The sequence below is a fragment of the Extensimonas perlucida genome (assembly GCF_007655255.1).
GTDB classification, from domain to species: domain Bacteria; phylum Pseudomonadota; class Gammaproteobacteria; order Burkholderiales; family Burkholderiaceae_C; genus Extensimonas; species Extensimonas perlucida.
In genome coordinates this window covers 1-17,066 of sequence record NZ_VMYE01000011.1, presented here as the reverse complement: position 1 = coordinate 17,066, position 17,066 = coordinate 1, and the positions used below count along the sequence as shown (strand labels likewise).

At 68.2% G+C, this 17,066-nt stretch carries 13 protein-coding genes and 1 pseudogene; 8 read left to right on the top strand and 6 right to left on the bottom strand.

The features are described 5' to 3' along the window. Window positions 1-10: 10 nt before the first annotated feature. From modB to modD, 3 genes are read left to right on the top strand one after another with little or no spacing between them, the layout of a single operon-like run. Window positions 11-748 (top strand): molybdate ABC transporter permease subunit, encoded by a 738-nt coding sequence (gene modB / locus FK527_RS10535; protein ID WP_144733277.1) that lies wholly within the window; start codon window positions 11-13, stop codon window positions 746-748. Further along, window positions 741-1,853, top strand: coding sequence for a molybdenum ABC transporter ATP-binding protein (gene modC, locus FK527_RS10530; protein WP_186298430.1), 1,113 nt, complete (start codon window positions 741-743; stop codon window positions 1,851-1,853). The genes modB and modC overlap by 8 nt, the downstream gene beginning before the upstream one ends. A 30-nt stretch (window positions 1,854-1,883) precedes the next feature. Then, a complete protein-coding gene (modD, locus tag FK527_RS10525; RefSeq protein WP_144733271.1) occupies window positions 1,884-2,735 on the top strand; it encodes a ModD protein in 852 nt (283 codons plus the stop codon). A gap of 106 nt (window positions 2,736-2,841) precedes the next feature. Here modD and FK527_RS17795 read toward each other — a convergent pair. Next, window positions 2,842-3,060, bottom strand: a pseudogene (locus tag FK527_RS17795) (transposase); the annotation flags it as partial. Between the two features lie 170 nt (window positions 3,061-3,230). On the opposite strand from FK527_RS17795, the gene FK527_RS10515 reads away from it, so the two are divergent. Together FK527_RS10515 and FK527_RS10510 are read left to right on the top strand one after the other, a co-directional pair. Continuing rightward, window positions 3,231-5,186, top strand: a complete 1,956-nt coding sequence (locus FK527_RS10515; RefSeq protein WP_144733265.1) for a phosphate transport regulator — start codon at window positions 3,231-3,233, stop codon at window positions 5,184-5,186. Continuing rightward, on the top strand, window positions 5,183-6,832 hold the full coding sequence (locus FK527_RS10510; protein ID WP_246072747.1) for a PEP/pyruvate-binding domain-containing protein: 1,650 nt from the start codon (window positions 5,183-5,185) through the stop codon (window positions 6,830-6,832). The genes FK527_RS10515 and FK527_RS10510 overlap by 4 nt, the downstream gene beginning before the upstream one ends. A 43-nt stretch (window positions 6,833-6,875) precedes the next feature. On the opposite strand, the gene eda is transcribed toward FK527_RS10510, so the two are convergent. The 4 genes from eda to FK527_RS10490 form a co-directional block, all read right to left on the bottom strand. Continuing rightward, window positions 6,876-7,550 (bottom strand): bifunctional 4-hydroxy-2-oxoglutarate aldolase/2-dehydro-3-deoxy-phosphogluconate aldolase, encoded by a 675-nt coding sequence (gene eda, locus FK527_RS10505; RefSeq protein WP_144733262.1) that lies wholly within the window; start codon window positions 7,548-7,550, stop codon window positions 6,876-6,878. Next, window positions 7,541-9,307, bottom strand: coding sequence for a phosphogluconate dehydratase (gene edd / locus FK527_RS10500; protein WP_144733259.1), 1,767 nt, complete (start codon window positions 9,305-9,307; stop codon window positions 7,541-7,543). Before edd ends, eda begins: the two co-directional genes overlap by 10 nt. A gap of 102 nt (window positions 9,308-9,409) precedes the next feature. After that, the gene (gene mnmC / locus FK527_RS10495) at window positions 9,410-11,356 is read right to left on the bottom strand and encodes a bifunctional tRNA (5-methylaminomethyl-2-thiouridine)(34)-methyltransferase MnmC2/FAD-dependent 5-carboxymethylaminomethyl-2-thiouridine(34) oxidoreductase MnmC1 (protein ID WP_144733255.1); all 1,947 of its coding nucleotides are present in this window, start codon (window positions 11,354-11,356) and stop codon (window positions 9,410-9,412) included. Window positions 11,357-11,390: 34 nt separating this feature from the next. Further along, a complete protein-coding gene (locus tag FK527_RS10490; RefSeq protein ID WP_144733252.1) occupies window positions 11,391-11,663 on the bottom strand; it encodes an oxidative damage protection protein in 273 nt (90 codons plus the stop codon). Between the two features lie 148 nt (window positions 11,664-11,811). Between FK527_RS10490 and FK527_RS10485 the strand changes: the two genes are divergently transcribed. The 3 genes from FK527_RS10485 to FK527_RS10475 all read left to right on the top strand — a co-directional run bounded on the left by FK527_RS10485 (window position 11,812) and on the right by FK527_RS10475 (window position 16,183). Next, on the top strand, window positions 11,812-12,834 hold the full coding sequence (locus FK527_RS10485) for a sulfate ABC transporter substrate-binding protein (protein WP_144733250.1): 1,023 nt from the start codon (window positions 11,812-11,814) through the stop codon (window positions 12,832-12,834). A 138-nt stretch (window positions 12,835-12,972) separates the two neighbouring features. Continuing rightward, a complete protein-coding gene (locus FK527_RS10480) occupies window positions 12,973-13,752 on the top strand; it encodes a 3-hydroxybutyrate dehydrogenase (protein ID WP_114481681.1) in 780 nt (259 codons plus the stop codon). A 115-nt stretch (window positions 13,753-13,867) separates the two neighbouring features. After that, window positions 13,868-16,183, top strand: a complete 2,316-nt coding sequence (locus tag FK527_RS10475) for an FAD-dependent oxidoreductase (RefSeq protein ID WP_144733247.1) — start codon at window positions 13,868-13,870, stop codon at window positions 16,181-16,183. A 65-nt stretch (window positions 16,184-16,248) separates the two neighbouring features. On the opposite strand, the gene FK527_RS10470 is transcribed toward FK527_RS10475, so the two are convergent. After that, window positions 16,249-16,848, bottom strand: a complete 600-nt coding sequence (locus FK527_RS10470) for a TIGR00645 family protein (RefSeq protein WP_144733244.1) — start codon at window positions 16,846-16,848, stop codon at window positions 16,249-16,251. Between the last annotated feature and the right edge of the window lie 218 nt (window positions 16,849-17,066).

Genomic DNA, 17,066 nt, shown 5'->3' with positions numbered 1-17,066 from the left:
GCCTGCCACCATGCTCTCTGCCTCTTCATCCGATGCCGGCTCGGCCCCGGCTTTCGCGGCCTTGTCTTCGTTGCTCGGCCCCGACGACTGGTCGGCCATTGCGCTGACTTTGCGTCTGGCCGTCACGACCACGGCGCTGCTGCTCGTGCTCGCCACCCCGCTGGCCTGGTGGCTGGCGCGCACGCGCTCTTGGTGCAAGGGGCCGGTGGGCGCCGTGGTGGCGCTGCCGCTGGTGCTGCCGCCCACGGTGCTGGGGTTTTACCTGCTCGTGCTGCTCGGGCCGCAGGGGCCGGTGGGGCGGCTCATGCAGGCCTGGGGGCTGGCGCTGCTGCCTTTCACCTTTTGGGGGCTGGTGCTGGCTTCGATGGTGTATTCGCTACCCTTCGTGGTGCAGCCGCTGCAACAGGCCTTCGAGGCCGTGGGCACGCGCCCGCTCGAAGTCGCCGCCACCTTGCGCGCCGCGCCCTGGGATCGCTTCGTGAGCGTCGCGCTGCCGCTCGCGCGGCCGGGTTTTTTGACTGCGGGCGTGCTCGGCTTTGCGCACACGGTGGGCGAGTTCGGCGTGGTGCTGATGATGGGCGGCAACATCCCGCAGCAAACGCGCGTGGTGTCGATCCAAATCTACAACCACGTCGAGGCCATGGAGTACGCCCAGGCGCACGCGCTCGCGGGCGGCATGCTGGCGTTCAGCTTCGTCGTGCTGCTATGGCTCTACGGCCGCCGGGCTGGGGAGCGCCGTGGTGGCTGAGACCGCATCTGCGCCCGCGAATGGAGGGGCGCCAGGGATTGAGGCGCGCTTTGCCATCGCCCGCCCCGGCTTCACGCTGCGCGCCGATTTGCAGCTGCCGGGGCGCGGCGTCACGGCGCTGTTTGGCGCCTCGGGCTCGGGCAAGACCAGCGTGCTGCGCGCCATCGCCGGGCTGGAGCGGCACGCGGGCGGCTACCTTGCGGTCAACGGCGCCGTTTGGCAGGACGCGCAGCGCTTCGTACCCACGCACCGGCGCCCGCTGGGCTACGTGTTCCAGGAGGCGAGCCTGTTTGCGCACCTGGACGTGGCGCGCAACCTCGACTACGGCCTGCGGCGCATCCCACCCGCGGCGCGGCGCGTGCCGCGCGCCCAGGCGATCGAACTGCTGGGCATAGGCCACTTGCTGCAGCGGCGGCCCGATACGCTTTCGGGCGGCGAACGCCAGCGCGTGGCCATTGCGCGCGCGCTGCTCACTGCGCCGCGGCTGCTGCTCATGGACGAACCGCTCGCCGCGCTCGACGCGCAGCGCAAGGCCGAGATCCTGCCTTATCTGGCGCGGCTGCGCGCCGAGCTCGACATCCCCGTGCTCTACGTCTCGCACGCGCTCGACGAGGTGATCCAGCTCGCCGACCACCTGGTGCTGCTCGACGCAGGGCAGGTGCGCGCGAGCGGCCCCATCGCCGAAACCCTGGCGCGCATAGACCTGCCGACGGCGCAAAGCGCCAGCGCCGCCGTGCTGATCGAGGCCACGGTGCAGGGCTACGACAGCGCCTACGAGTTGCTGCGCCTGGGCTTTGCCGGCGGCGAGCTGCTCGCGCCGCACCCCACGCCGCTCGCGCCGGGCACGCGCCTGCGTCTGCAGGTGCAGGCGCGCGACGTGAGCCTGGCGCTAGCGCCGGCGCCGGGCAGCTCCATCCTCAACCGCCTGCCCGCCACCGTCACAGGCATCTCCAGTGCCGACACCCCCGCGCACATGCTGGTGCGCCTGGACGCTGGCGGCACGCCGCTGCTGGCGCGCATCACGCGCTTTTCGTGCGACCAGCTGCACTTGGCCGTGGGCCTGCCGGTGTGGGCGCAGATCAAGGCCGTGGCGCTGCTGGGGTGATGCGCCGCTCTTCCTACGGAGACCACTGCCATGCCTTCTTGCGTACTTCCCGATCATGCCCTGGCCGCGCTGCTGGCTGACGACGTGCCGCACGGCGACCTCACCACGGAGGCCCTGGGCATAGGCGCGCAAGCGGCCGAGCTGCACTTTCGGGCGCGCGCAGACCTGCGGCTGTGCGGCGTCGAAGAAGCCGTGCGTCTGTTCGCGCTCGCGGGCTGCAGCGCCCATGCCCTGGCCGCGAGTGGCGATGCGCTGGCGGCGCAGCAGCCCATCCTGTACGCCGCAGGCAGCGCCGCGGCCCTGCACCATGCGTGGAAAGTCGCGCAGACCCTGGTTGAATGGGCCAGCGGACTGGCCAGCGCCGCTGCGGCGCTCGTGGCCGCCGCCCGGCCCTGCCCCGTGGCCTGCACGCGCAAGACGCCGTCGGGTAGCAAGGCCCTGGCCGTCAAGGCCGTGCGCGCCGGCGGTGCAGGCATGCACCGGCTCGGACTGTCGGAAACGCTGCTGCTGTTTGCCGAGCACCGTCTGTTCCTGGCCGAGCCCCCCACCGCCACGATCGCGCGCCTGCAGGCCAGCCAGCCCGAGCGCAAGGTGGTGGTCGAGGTGCACAGCGTCGAAGAGGGCCTGCTGTGGGCCCAGGCGGGCGCGCATGTGCTGCAGCTCGAAAAGTTCAACCCCGACACGCTCGCCGCGCTGGCCCAGGCATTGCGCATACAGGGCCTCGCGCCCGTGCTCGCGGCCGCTGGCGGCATCCACCCCGGCAACGCCGCCGACTACGTGGCCGCGGGCGCGGCGCTGCTGGTGTCATCCTGGCCCTACAGCGCCGCGCCGCGGGACGTGGCGGTGGGCTTCGTCGCCGCCGGTGCCGACCCGCATGGGTGATCGCGCCCCCAGCAAGCCGACTGAATCCATCACCCCAATCCTCTGCCGCCGCCCATAACTGCGTTTCCAAAAGACATAGCGATACCCTAAAAAACACATGGCGCAAGCGACTCAGCTCGGCCTCTATTTCCGATGGCGGCTGCGCCGGCGCTCGCTTGACCAGTTCCTGGCCGCGACGAGCACGGTACACCCAGTTTGCCAATGACTTGCAGGGCATCTCCAGCGAGTGTGCCACCGCCGCAATGGGGCGGCCGCCATCGATCACCTGCTTGACTGCCGCTTCTCGAAATTCCGGCGTGTATCTATGATTTTTTCCTGACTTCATATTTCCTCCACAAGGTCAACATTACAAACCTCGTGGCGTCCGTTTTTCGGGGGCAAGCTCACACAGAGCAGAGGAAGGTGGACCCGCGCTGGCGGCGTGGCTTGTCATAGCTGTGCCATACCGGTGCATCATGCTTGGGGCTTTTGCATCCACCTCGTCAGGAAACGCCCATGCGCAAGGAACAAGCCGTGGCATCGCTCGGGCAGCAGTCACTGCTGCTGCCGGCCTGGGTCAAGGCGGCACTGGCCGCCAATGACCGGCTCAAGCTCTACCTCACTTTGTTGCAGTCGGCTGCCCAGCATGCGGCGGCGCCCGATACCGCCGTACCCGACTGGGGGCGCGAGCTCGCACATGCAGGCCTGCAGGATGCCGCCTGGCTGCCGGAGCTCGTGAAAAGCGCGTATTTCGACGACGGGCGCATGGTCATGCGCCACCAGGACAAGCTGCTGGCGGCGCTGGCCGCAGACCTTGCCACCATGGCGCGCCCGGTATGCGACAGCGGCCGCGCCTGCCCGCCCGAGCTTACGGCGCGGCGCGACTTTTGGCTGCAGCGCCTGCGCGAGCTCGACACCGACGAAGGGCTGGAGCGCGCCGCACTCGCGCAGCTCACCCACGGCGACCGCAAGGCCGGCGACAGCCTGCACCTGCTCGTGATGGACTTGCACCAGCAGCTCAATGCCATGGCCAGCGAGATCGCCACCGAAGACCTCGACGGCGCACACGTGTGGCAGATCGACAAGCAAGACCGCCCGCTGGTCAGCGCGTTCATGCGCGGCCTGCACCGCACGGCGCCACTCAAGTTCTCGCACCCGGGCCTGGACACGGCGGTCACGCGCGACGGCGCGCGGCTGCTGATCCAAAACGACATCGGCACGAACGATGTACACGTGCTCGTGATCACGGTCGAAGGGCTGGAGCTGCGCCTGACGTATTCCGATCTGCACACGGCGCGCTTCAACTTCTTTCGCGGCATGCTCGAAGCGCTGGGCTTCACGTGGACGGTGTCCGAGCCGCGCACCGTCGAAGGCCTGAACGCCGGCAAGCCTTACGTGCTGGGTGAGGCATGCTTCCAGGCTGATAGCATGCAGGCGCTCGAAAACGCGCTCGAAGGCGTGGCCTCGCGCATCGTGTTCGTGATCGACTGGAACCGGGCGCGCAAGCGCTTGCAGAATTTCGTGAGCAAGGCGCAGGCGCAGCAGCTGCTCGCCAAAGCTGCGCAACAGGAATGGGGGCACGTGGGTTGGCTCGAAGCCGGCGGTGAGCGGCTGGTCTTTCATGCCATGCAGGCCGTCGATGGCGACGCTTTCCGCATCGGCGACCGGCTCGACGAAGTCCTGGGCGAGGCGGCCGCGGCCGAATACCTGCTCGAGTTGCTGCGCATTGCGAGCACCATGCTGCGCCAGCAGCAGCCCATGGCCTTGATCGCCGACGAAGCGCGCATGCTGCTCGCGCGTGTGCTGCGCCAGCGCAGCTTCGAGTTCGACCTGCTCGCCGAGCACGCGGCCTACACCCATGCCATCGCGCTCGGGCTGTGTGAGGCCATCGAGAGCGGCGCAGGTGCCGAGGCCGCGGCGCGCACCAACCTGGCCGCACGCGCCAAGTATTGGGAGCGCCAGGCCGACCACCTGCTCATGGACGCGCGCCAGCGGGCCGAGCGCCACGGGCGCTGGCAGCCCGTGGTGGAATTGCTCGAAAAATCCGACGACGTCGCCGATGCGCTCGAGGAAGCCATGTTCGTGCACTCTATGCTGTTCGTGGCGCCGCTCGATGGCCTGCCCGCGGCCATTAACGAGGTGCTCACGCACCTGGCCGGCACCACGCTTGCGGCGATCCAAGACCAGGTCAAGGCGGTGGAAATCGCCCGCCACGTCAGCGACCGGGGCGACCCGATAGACAGCGAGCAGTTTCTGCAAACCCTCTGGCGCATGCTGCGCGCCGAGCGCATGTGCGACCAGCTCGCGCGCGAGGCGCGTGTGGCCATCGTGGGTGCGCTGCATGCCGCGCCGGTCAGCCTGCAGCTGGCCACCGAGCTCGCCGGCACCATGGAAAAAGCCACGGACAGCCTGCTGGCTGCCGGTTATGCCTTGCGCCAGATGGTGCTCACCAAGACGGAGGTGGCGTCGTGAAGTCCACTGCATCGCACTGGCCCAAGCACTTTTACTTGATCGCCCAAGCCGATCAGGACAGCCACGGCAGTCACCATGCCCAGCATGGGCGCCACGCGCGCACCAAGGCCGGGCGCGAGAGCATGGGCTCCAAGGCCTGGAACCTGCTGCGCATGGCGGCGATCGGTCTGCGCGTGCCGCCTGCGCTCGTGATCGGCACGCATTACACGCAAGCCCCGGACGACTGCCTGCTGCCGGCTTTCTCGGTGGGCGTGCCGGCGCTCGAAGAGGCCACGGGCCTCGCGCTCGGTGATCCGCGCCGCCCGCTCATCGTTTCGGTGCGCTCGGGCGCGCCCGTGTCCATGCCCGGCATGATGGAGACGCTGCTCAACGTCGGCCTGTGCGATGCCACGCTGCCGGGCCTGCTGCGCCAGACGGGCAACCCGCGCATGGTCTGGGACGCCTACCGGCGCCTCGTGGCGAGCTACGCCGAGGTGGTGGCGGGTGTCGATCCGGCGCTGTTCGAGCAGGAGATCGCGCGCGTGGCGCAGGGGCGCGACGAGCGCTTGCTCGACTTCAACGAGCTGCGCGGCTTGACGCGCAGCTTTCAGGCCATCTACCAGCAGCAGGTCGGCGAGCCCTTTCCGCAGTCGGCCACGGCGCAGCTGGGCGCAGCGATCCGCGCGGTGTTCGCGTCCTGGCACGCCGAAAAAGCCGTGAGCTACCGCAAGATCAACCACATCGACGACCAGATGGGCACAGCCGTGACGGTGCAGCAAATGGTGTTCGGCAACTCCGGCGGCCATTCGGGCGCGGGCGTGGGCTTCACGCGCGACCCCATGAGCGGCCAGCCTGCACCCTGGGTCGATTTTCTGGTCAACGCGCAGGGCGAAGACGTGGTTTCCGGCCGGCGCAATGCGCATGGCCACGAAGCGCTGGCCGAAATCGCGCCCGACGCCTGGCGCCAGCTGCAGGAGGGCGCGCAGGCGCTCGAGCACGAATTCAAAGACATGCAGGACTTCGAATTCACCGTGCAGGACGGCGTGCTGCATTGGCTGCAGACGCGCGCGGGCAAACGCACCCCGCTGGCCAGCGTGCGCATCGCGCTCGACCTGCTCGCAGAGGGCGTGATCGACGAAGATGCCGCGCGCGAGCGCACTCAGAACGTCGCTGTCGAAAGCCTGGGCACGCTGCAGCTGGTGGCCCAGGGCGAGGGCGGGCAGGCTGCGCAGGCGCTGGCCCGGGCAACCCCGGCCTGCCCCGGCGTGGTCAGCGGCGAGATCGCGCTCGACGGCGAGCGCGCCGCGGCGCGCGCTGCTGCCGGCGTGCCCGTGGTTTTGGTGCGGCAAGATGCCGAAACTGCCGACATCGACGCGCTGGGCCATGCGCTGGGCCTTTTGACGCAGCGCGGCGCGCGCACCTCGCACGCCGCCGTGGTCGCGCGCCAGCTCGGCAAGGTGTGCCTCGTGGGCTGCGGCGACCTGCACATAGACCCGGCAAGCCGCAGCATTCAGCTCGGCGCAAAGACCTTGAGCGAGGGCGAAGTGATCTCGCTCGACGGCAACGCCGGTCAGATTTTCGCCGGCGCGGTCGCTGCCGTGCTGGTGCCGGACGAGCCTTTGCAGCAACGTCTGCAGCAATTGCGAAAGAAGAAAAAACCGGATTGAGCCCGCATGGGTCGTGCGCTAATAGCTCCTAAATAAGGAGTTATTAGCGCGCTGCTCGCAGTGCCTGCGCCTCGCGCGCGAGCTGCGTGATGCGCGCCCAGTCGCCCGCGTGCACCGACTGCGCGGGCGCGAGCCAGGAGCCACCGACACAGCGCACGTTGGGCAGCGCAAGGTACTGCGGCGCCGTGGCTTCGGTGATGCCGCCCGTGGGGCAAAAGCTCACGTGCCGAAAAGGGCTGGCCCAGGCTTTGAGCAGGGCCAGCCCCCCCAGCACCTCGGCGGGGAACAGCTTGAAGAACTGAAAGCCATCGGCAAACGCCGCCATGATCTCGCTCGCCGTGGCCACGCCCGGCAGCAGCGGCAAGCCGAGCGCCCGGCAGGCCTGGCCCAGTTCCCGGCTGTAGCCGGGGCTCACGGCAAAGCGCGCGCCGGCCTCGCGCGCGCGGCGCGCATCGCCCGCGCTCAGCACCGTGCCCGCGCCCACGACCACTTCGGGCAGCTGCCGCGCGATCTGCGCGATCGCAGCCAGGGCCACGGGCGTGCGCAAGGTGACTTCGAGCACCTGCACGCCGCCCGCGTACAGCGCCCGCGCGAGCGGCAGCGCATCCTCCACGCGATCGAGCACGAGCACCGGAATCACCGGGCCGTAAGACGCCAGGTCTATGGGGTGCAGCAGGTGCAGCGGGGTCGATGTGGCAGGGGATGGGTTCACAGCCATGTGCATGCTCCTTGTTCGGCGCCGGCGGCGTTGCGGCGAAAGTTCGCGAAAAGCTCGCGCCCGAAGCCGCGCGGCGGCACCTGCGGCGGCGGGGCGGGCACGCGATGCTGCCATTGCGCGGCATCGACGAGCGCGTCCAGCGTGCCCGCATGGGTGTCGATGCGCAGCAGGTCGCCGTCACGCACGCGCGCGAGCGGCCCGCCTTCGAGCGCCTCAGGCGTGACGTGGATGGCCGCCGGCACCTTGCCCGAGGCGCCGCTCATGCGCCCGTCGGTCACGAGCGCCACGCGATAGCCTTGATCCTGCAGCACCGAAAGTGCGGGCGTGAGCTTGTGCAGCTCCGGCATGCCGTTGGCGCGCGGCCCCTGAAAGCGCAGCACGGCCACCATGTCTTCACGCAAGCCGCCCGCGCCGAACGCGGCGAGCAGTTCCTCCTGCGAGGCGAACACGCGCGCCGGCGCCTGCACCACGAGGCAGTCCTCGGGCACGGCCGAGACCTTGATCACCGCGCGCCCGAGGTTGCCCTGCAGCAGGCGCAAACCGCCCGTGGGCGCGAAAGGGCGGCGCACCGGGCGCAGCACGGCTTCGTCGCCCGACTCTGCGGCCGCGGTGCGCGCGCCCGCGCTCAGGCCGCCTGGGTGCACGCTGGGCAGATCGTGCATCAGCCCCGCAGCGAGCAGCTCGCGCAGCACCCACAGCGGCCCGCCTGCAGCCTGGAACTGGTTCACGTCGGCCTCACCGTTGGGATAGACGCGCGCGAGCAGCGGCACGGCGGATGACAGCTCGTCGAAGTCCGTCCAGTCGATCACGATGCCGGCGCTGCGCGCCACCGCGACCCAGTGGATCAAATGGTTGGTCGAGCCGCCCGTGGCCAGCAGCGCCACCATGGCGTTCACGATGCAGCGCGCATCGACGAGCCGCCCTATGGGCGTGAAGCGCGCGCCGCGCCGGCCGATGTCGAGCACGGTGCGCAACGCCGCGCGCGTGAGCTGCTCGCGTTCGGGCGTGTCGGGGTGCACGAAGACCGCGCCCGGCACGACCAGCCCCATGGCTTCGAGCAGCATCTGGTTGCTGTTGGCCGTGCCGTAAAACGTGCAGGTGCCGGGGCTGTGATAGGCCGCGGATTCGGCCTGCAGCAGCTCGGCACGTCCGACCAGCCCTTGCGCATGCAGCTCGCGCACCTTGGCTTTTTCGCGGTTCGACAGGCCCGAGCGCATGGGCCCCGCGGGCACGAACACGCAAGGCAAGTGGCCGTAGTGCAGCGCGCCGATCAGCAGGCCCGGCACGATCTTGTCGCACACGCCGAGCAGCAGCGCGCCGTCGAACACGTCGTGCGCGAGCGCGACGGCTGTGCCCATGGCGATCACGTCGCGCGAAAACAGGCTCAGCTCCATGCCCGGCGTGCCCTGCGTGACGCCGTCGCACATTGCGGGCACGCCGCCCGCGACCTGCACCGTGGCGCCGCAGCGCGCCGCCTCGTCGCGCAGCAAGTCCGGGTAGGCATGGTAGGGCTGGTGCGCCGAAAGCATGTCGTTGTAGGCCGTGACGATGGCAATGTTGGGCGCGCGCTCGGCCATGAGCTTGATTTTTTCTGCGCCCGGCAGCGCGGCATAGGCGTGCGCCAGGTTCGCGCAGCCCATGCGCTCTTGCGGCGCCGCGCGCGCGAGCATGGTGTCCACCCCGGCCAGATAGGCCGCGCGGCTGTCCCGACTGCGCTGCGCGATGCGCTCCGTGACGCGCGTTACGACTGCATGCATGGGGCTGCTCCCTGAGAAATTGCAAGGGGAACAATGTAGCGCGCCATCCATGACAGCAGATAGCGCGCGGGTTTTCAGCGCCGCCTCATGAACAATCTGGGTTCAGCCCAGCCTTTCCGCCGCCAACGCCCGCGCCAGTTTGCCCTCGAGCGGCAGCGGTTCGTCGTGCCAGCGTGCGGCGAGCAGTTCGGCGCACAGCAGGGCGAGCGTGAGCCCGCGTGCGCCCATGGCGGTGCAGACCCAAAGGCCGGGCAGGGCGTGCGGCTCCACCGGGCCGACGATGGGCAGCCGGTCGGGGGCGACGCAGCGCACCGCGGCCCAGCTTTGCAGCGGCGAGGCGGATGCCGAGATTGCGTGCGGCCCAGGCATATCCAAAAAGGGCGCAAAGCTGGCTTGCAATTGCTGCGCGGCGGCGGGCAGCAGGGTTTGCAGTTTGTGCCAGTTGGCTGCGTGAGCTGCGCGTTGTTCGTCAGGGGTGGGGGGCAGGTGGTCCACGCCGCGCTCGAAGGTCGAGCCCAGCACCCAGGCGCGCGGCCCCTCGGCCGCGTCGCCGAGCGGGAAAGACGGCACCCAATTGCCATGGCCGTTGACGGGGTAGGGCAGCATGGGGGCTACGCCAGCGGGCCAGCGGGCCCACGAAATCTGGCCGCGCAGCGGGCGCAGCGCCCAGCGCTGCGCGAGCAGCGCGCGGCTGCCCGCGCCTGCGGCGATCACCACGCGTTCGGCCTCGGCCAGCACGCGGCCTTGGGCGTCCAATGCCTGCCAATGCGCCCCATCGTGGCTGCGCTGCAGGCGATCGACGTGGGCATTGCCATGCCAGCCAATGCCGGGCTGCGCGAGCAGCGCCGTAACCAGGCGCGCAGGGCTGATCCAGCCGGCGCGCAGGTGCCAGCAGGCGGCGGCAACGACGGGCAATTGCGCTAGCAGCCTGTCGGCGCTGGCGCGGCGGCTCCAGTCGGCGCCGGGGCCGCTCTCCCATTCTGGGGGCAGGCCGGGGCTGCCATCGACGCGGTGTTCGAGCACGCCGCTGCACTGCCAATCGACGCCCGCGCGCAGCAAGCCTTGCGCTTGCAGCATCTGCGCATGTTCGAGCACGATGCGCACGCCGCTGCGCGATAGGCGCGAGAGCACGCTGTCGTCGGGCGAGACATGCGGCGCAAACACGCCTGCGGGCAGGGCCGAGGCGCCCGCAGCCGGTGCATCGGCCTGATCGAGCACCTCGACCTGCCAGCCGCGCCGCGCCAGGCTCGCCGCCGTGGCAGCGCCGGCGAGCCCGCCGCCGATCACGATGCAGCGGCCCGGCGCAGTCACGGGTGGGAGCACGGGCACCGTCTGCGTGCTGCGGCGCGGCTCCCAGTGCGGGTTGTAGATGGCGTGCAGGTTTTCGCGCTTGGGCGGCACGCCGGGCACGCGCTGCACGACGAAGCCGCACTGCGCGAGCGCATCACGCACGCTGCGGGCCACGCACCAGGTGGCCAGCCGCGTGCCGCGCCGGCACCAACGCGCCACGGCCTTGAGGGTGTGCAGGCTCCAAATGTCGGGGTTGCACTGGGGGCTGAAGCCGTCCAGATAGACGGCATCCACGGTGCCATCCTGCTGGCGCAGCAGCGTCTGCGCATCGCCTATGCACAGCGTGAGCAGCACGCGCCCGCCTTCGAAGCTCAGCCGGTGCACGCCTGGCAGCAAACCCCAGAATTGGTCGTGCAATTGCTGCGCGAGCAGCGCGAGCTGGGGGTGCGCGGCGTGCGCGCGCAGCAAATCTTCGGCGCTGACCGGCCACGCCTCGGTGGAGACGAAGTGCAGCAGGCGCGGGCGCTGGGCGTCAGCGCGCCACGCGGCCCAGGTGACGAGAAAGTTCAACCCCAGGCCAAAGCCGGTTTCGAGGATGCGCCACTGCGCCTGCCCGGCCCAGGCGTGCGGCAGACCGCAGCCGCGCAGAAAGACGCCCTCGGCCTGGTCGAGCCCGGCGTTGGCACTGCTGTGGTAGCGGTCGCCAAAGCGTGCGCTATAGGGCGTGCCGTCGGCCAGCCATTGCAAAGGTTCGGCCATGACGCCGCAGTGGGGGTGAAGGTGGGGCGCTGCCTCAGGCGCTGGGCGGCACGTAGCCCGCGGCTTGGTCTGCGCCTTCGCCGAAAAAGTGCTTTTCCATCTGGCGCGCAAGGTACTGGCGCGCGCGCGCATCGGCGAGGTTCAGGCGGTTTTCATTGACCAGCATGGTTTGCTGCTTGAGCCACTCGGCCCAGGCTTCTTTGCTGACGTTTTCCCAGATGCGCTTGCCGAGTTCGCCGGGGTAGGGTGGAAAGTCGAGGCCCTCGGCTTCTTTGCCGAGCTTGATGCAGTGAACCATGCGTGCCATGGGGGCTCCAGTTTTAGAAAATTTTTGAATATCAAACTGAAAAATCAGTCGTTCCAGTTTTGTTGGGTGGCTTTGAGAATGGCGGCCAGCCCGCGGCTGCGTCACGCGACACGCCGTGTTCCGTTTCACATTCTGTAGAAAGCCTTGTATGACCCTGCGCCGCGACTTTATCAAGTTTCCCTGGGCCGCCGCCGTAGCCGGCAGCTTGTCCCTGACGGCCTGGCCGGCATGGGCGCAGCCCGTCAGCTTGCTCAACGTGTCCTACGACCCGACGCGCGAGTTTTATGTCGAATTCAACCAGGCCTTTGCCAGACACTGGAAGGCGCAGACCGGGCAGGACGTGACGATCCAGCAGTCGCACGGCGGCTCGGGCAAACAGGCGCGCGCCGTGATCGACGGTTTGCCCGCCGACGTGGTGACGCTTGCGCTCGCGGGCGACACCGATGCACTGCACATGCAGGCGGGCCTGATCCCCAAGGACTGGCAAAAGCGCCTGCCGCACAACGCCTCGCCCTACACCTCGACCATCGTGTTTGTGGTGCGTGCGGGCAACCCCAAGGGCATCAAGGATTGGGACGATCTGATCCGCCCTGGCGTCAGCGTGATCACGCCCAACCCCAAGACTTCGGGCGGCGCGCGCTGGAACTATCTCGCGGCCTGGGAATTTGCGCGGCGCAAAACGGGCAGCGAAGCCAGGGCCAAGGAATTCGTCGGCAAGCTCTACGCGCAGGTGCCGGTGCTCGACACGGGCGCGCGCGGCTCGTCCATCACCTTTGCGCAGCGCGCACAGGGTGACGTGCTGATTGCCTGGGAGAACGAGGCCTATCTGCTCGAAAAAGAATTCGGCAGCAAATTCGACGTGGTGGTGCCGTCCATCAGCATCCTGGCCGAGCCCGCGGTGAGCGTGGTGGACAGGAACGTGGACAAAAAAGGCACGCGCAAAGTGGCCGAGGAATACCTTCGATACCTTTACAGCGAGGAGGGGCAGGACATCGCGGGCAAGCATTTCTACCGCCCTGCCGTCTCGGCCAAAGCCCAGGCCAAGTATGCGCACCAGTTCCCGCAGCTGAAGTTGTTTACTATCGACGAGGCCTTTGGCGGCTGGGCGCAGGCGAGCCGGGCGCATTTTGCCGACGGCGCGAGCTTCGACCAGATTTACGTGCGGCGGTGAGGTGCAAACACTCCTTCTGACGCGCAGCAGCTCCAAAAGCCGAAGCGCTGAGGCTGGTTTTCGGGCGCAGCGCATATTGCAGTGCAGCAAGCGGCATAAGATGCAGACGTTTCAACCCTCATCCCAAGGAGTGTCAGCATGCGTCTCAAGGACAAAGTCGCCCTCGTCACGGGGGCCGCGAGCGGCATAGGCAAGGAAATCGCGCGCACCTTCGTCGCCGAAGGTGCCAAGGTCGTGATCGCCGACCTCAACGCGCAGGGCGCGCAGGCCACGGCCGCCGAGCTCGGCGGCCCGGCCAAGGCGCTGGGTGTGGCCATGGACGTGACCGACGAGGCCGCCGTCGATGCGGGCATGGAGCAAACCGTACAAACCTTCGGCAAGATCGACATTCTGGTGAGCAACGCGGGCATCCAGACCATCGCCGCGGTCGATGAACTCGAACTCGCCAAGTGGAAGCAGATGCTCGCAATCCATCTCGACGGCGCCTTTCTCACCACGCGCGCCGCGCTGCGCCACATGTACCGCCAGGGCACGGGCGGCAGCATCATCTACATGGGTTCGGTGCATTCCAAAGAGGCGTCCATGCTCAAGGCGCCTTACGTCACGGCCAAGCACGGCCTGATCGGCCTCGCCAAGGTGGTGGCCAAGGAAGGCGCCAAGCACGGCGTGCGCGCCAACGTGATCTGCCCTGGCTTCGTGCGCACGCCGCTGGTGGACAAGCAGATCCCCGAGCAGGCCAAGGAATTCGGCATTTCCGAAGAGGACGTGATCAAGAAGATCATGCTCAAGGACACGGTCGATGGCGAGTTCACCACCACGCAGGATGTGGCGCAGGCGGCGCTGTTCTTTGCCGCGTTCGAGACGAACGCGCTCACCGGGCAGTCGCTGGTGGTGAGCCACGGCTGGTTCATGCAGTAAAGCCAGTCCTCCCCATCGCCGCGGGCAGCCGCGGACAGCCGCGGCAGCCGGACGCCTCGCCACCCGCATCTTCGCGGAGAAGGCGAGGCGCTCTTTTGTGCAGAAGAAAAGGAGTGTGGCTTTGCGTGTCATCGACCATTTGCTGCTCGGCGGCGGCGCAGCGAGCGCGGCCGCGGCCGAAACGCTGCGCCTGGAGGGCGCGAGCGGCTCCATCCTGATCGTTTCAGCCGAGCCGGAGCCGCCGTTTTACCGGCCTGCCTTGTCCAAGGAAATACTGCTGGGCACGAGCGAGGTGCAGCAGCGCCTGCTGCATCCGCCCTCGTTTTATGCCGAGCAGGCGGTGGAGCTGCAGTTGGGCACGCGCGCCCTCTCGGTCGATACAGCGCAGCAAACGGTGCGCCTCGACACGGGCGAGACCGTGCGCTGGGAGCAACTCCTGATCGCCACCGGCTCGCGCCCCGTGCCGCTGCAGGTACCGGGCGCGCACCTGGCCGGCGTGCACATGGTGCGCACGGTGGCCGACGTGCAGGCGCTGCGCCAGAGCGCGGGCCTGCAAGAGGGGCAAAGCCGCGTGCCGGCGCCGCGCCGCGCCGTGGTGCTGGGCGGCAGCTTCATGGGCATGGAAGTCGCCATGTCGCTGCTGGCGCTGGGCCTGCAGGTAACCGTGGTCGAGCAGGAGGCTGTGATCCTGCCGCACCTCGAGGCGCCTTTGACCTCGGACTTTTTCCGCCGCCATGCGCAAAGCCGCGGTGCCGAGTTTTTCCTGTCGGACACCCTGGTCGCCGTGCATGGCAAAGAGCGCGTGCAAGCGGTCGAAACGGCCTCGGGGCGGCGCCTGCCGTGCGATGTGCTCGTGGTCTGCATGGGTGTGATGCCCGCGACCGAGTACCTCGCGGGCAGCGGCATCCAACTCGAAGGCGGGCTCGTGCTCGTCGATGAGCTGCTGCGCAGCAACGTGGCGCAGGTCTATGCCGCGGGCGATGTGACCTGCTTTCAAGACCCGGTGTTCGCGCGGCGGCGCCACATCGAGCACTGGGACAATGCCATCGAGCAAGGGCGCCTCGCCGCGCGCAACATGCTCGGGCGGCGCGTGCGCCACGACGGGGTGTCGTGCTTTTTTTGCGACATCGGCGACATCAGCTTCAGCCTCATGGGCGCGCCCGAGGGCGCCGACGAGCGCATCGTGCGCGGCTCGCTTGAAAGCGGCTCGTGTGCAGTGTTTTATTTACAGCGCAATGTGCTGCGTGCCTTGTTTTCCATGGGCCGGCCCGCCGAGGAAACGCGCCATGCCGAAAACCTGATCCGCTACCGCGTGCAGCTGCGCGCGCTCAAGGAGCGTCTGGCCGACCCGGCTTTTGCGCTCGACCAGATTCCCGCGCAGACCGTGCTCGCGCTGCAGGGCGGCGGCGCGATGGGCGCGTTCGAATGCGGCGTGGTCAAGGCGCTCGAGGAAGAGCGCATTTATCCCGACATCGTCGCGGGCATTTCGATCGGTGCGCTCAACGGCGCCATCGTCGCCGCGCACCCGCGCCATGCGGCGCAGGCGCTCGAAGCCTTCTGGGCCGAACTGGCCGTGCACACGCCGTTTCCGCCGGGCAGCGCCGCCGACAATGTGGCGACCAGCCTGCAGATATTGACCTGGGGCGTGCCCAAGTTCTTCCGCCCGCGCTGGCTGCCGACCTGGGCGGACCTGCTGGCCGGCCCGGCGGCCTTGCCGCTGCACTGGACCAGCTACTACGACACCGCGCCCATGAAAGAGCTGCTCGTGCGTTACGTGGACTTCAAGGCGCTCAAGTCCAGCCCGGTGCGCCTGCTGGTCGGCGCCGTGAACGTGGCCAACGGCACGCTCGAAGTGTTCGATAGCTACGTCGATGACATGACGCCCGAGCACATCCTGGCCAGCGGCAGCCTGCCGCCGGGCTTTCCGTGGACCGAGGTTGACGGCCAGGCGTACTGGGACGGCGGCCTGCTGAGCAATTCACCGCTCGAACTCGTGGTCGAGCGCTGCGGCGCCGAGGGCAAGCGTGCCTTCGTCGTCGATTTGTTTTCCGGCCAGCGCCCCTTGCCGCAGAACATGATCGAGGTGATGGCGCGGCGCGACGAGATCGCCTATGCGGAGCGCGTGCGCAACGACCTGCGCTGGCGCGAAACCGCGGGCGCCTACCGGCGCCTGGTCGAGAGCATTCTGGCGCAGGTCGATCCTGCCGTGCAGGCCAAGATTCAGCAGCGCCCCTTGTTCATCGAACTGATGGGCGAGGGCGCGCCGCTGCAGGTCACGCGCTTCGTGCGCGCCGGCCGGCCGGGCGAGCCGGCTTCACGCGACTACGACTTTTCTGCCGAGGCCATCCGCCGCAATCAGGAGGAAGGCTACGCGCTGGTCAAGAAAACCCTGGCGGAAACGCGCGGCAAAAACGGCCAGACAAACTCCTGAAAAAGGAGCTGCCAGCGCTTGATGTATAAGCGCAAAGTGCCAAAAACACTCTTATTTTTGCAGTCTCAATGCGCATTGTCGGACGCGCCGAGCAGCTTGTCCGTGTAGGCAATGGCCAGCGCGCTGAGCAAAAACACGCCGTGGATGATGGTCTGCCACATCAACACCTTGACGTCGTAGTTCGCGGCGTTGATGAAGGTCTTGAGCAGGTGGATGGAGCTGATGCCGATGATGGACAGCCCCAGCTTGACCTTCAGCACCGAGGCGTTCACGTGGCCCAGCCATTCGGGCTGGTCCGGGTGGTTTTCGAGCCCGAGCCGGCTCACGAAGGTTTCGTAGCCGCCCACGATGACCATGATGAGCAGGTTGGAGATCATCACCACGTCGATGAGCGCGAGCACCACGAGCATGATGACCGTCTCGTTGAGCGTGGTGACCTGCACTTCGGGCTTGTAGCCTATGCTGGTCACGAGCGCCTGCAGCGCCGTCTGGCTACCGAACGCGGCCTCGACCAGGTGCGCCAGCTCCACCAGAAAATGCCACACATACACCCCCTGCGCGGCAATCAGGCCGAGGTACAGCGGCAACTGCAGCCAGCGGCTGGCAAAAATCAGCGCAGGCAAGGGGCGCAAGGGCGAGTTTTTGGGTGGGTTGGGCGACATCATGGTATGCAAGCCTGAAGAAAAGTGGATGCGATGGGCTCGGAGGCGCGATTGTAGAAATGCGCCAAAGGCACGCAAAACGGATGGGGATTGCGGCGCTAACTTTCATGAGTGGAGTTCACACACCCCCGATCATGAAAGACACAATAGGAGTGCAGTTGCGCCAGGGCTGAGGTCGCGAAAACCTTTGATGGCTACAGACCGCGAAAGCTAACTCGACC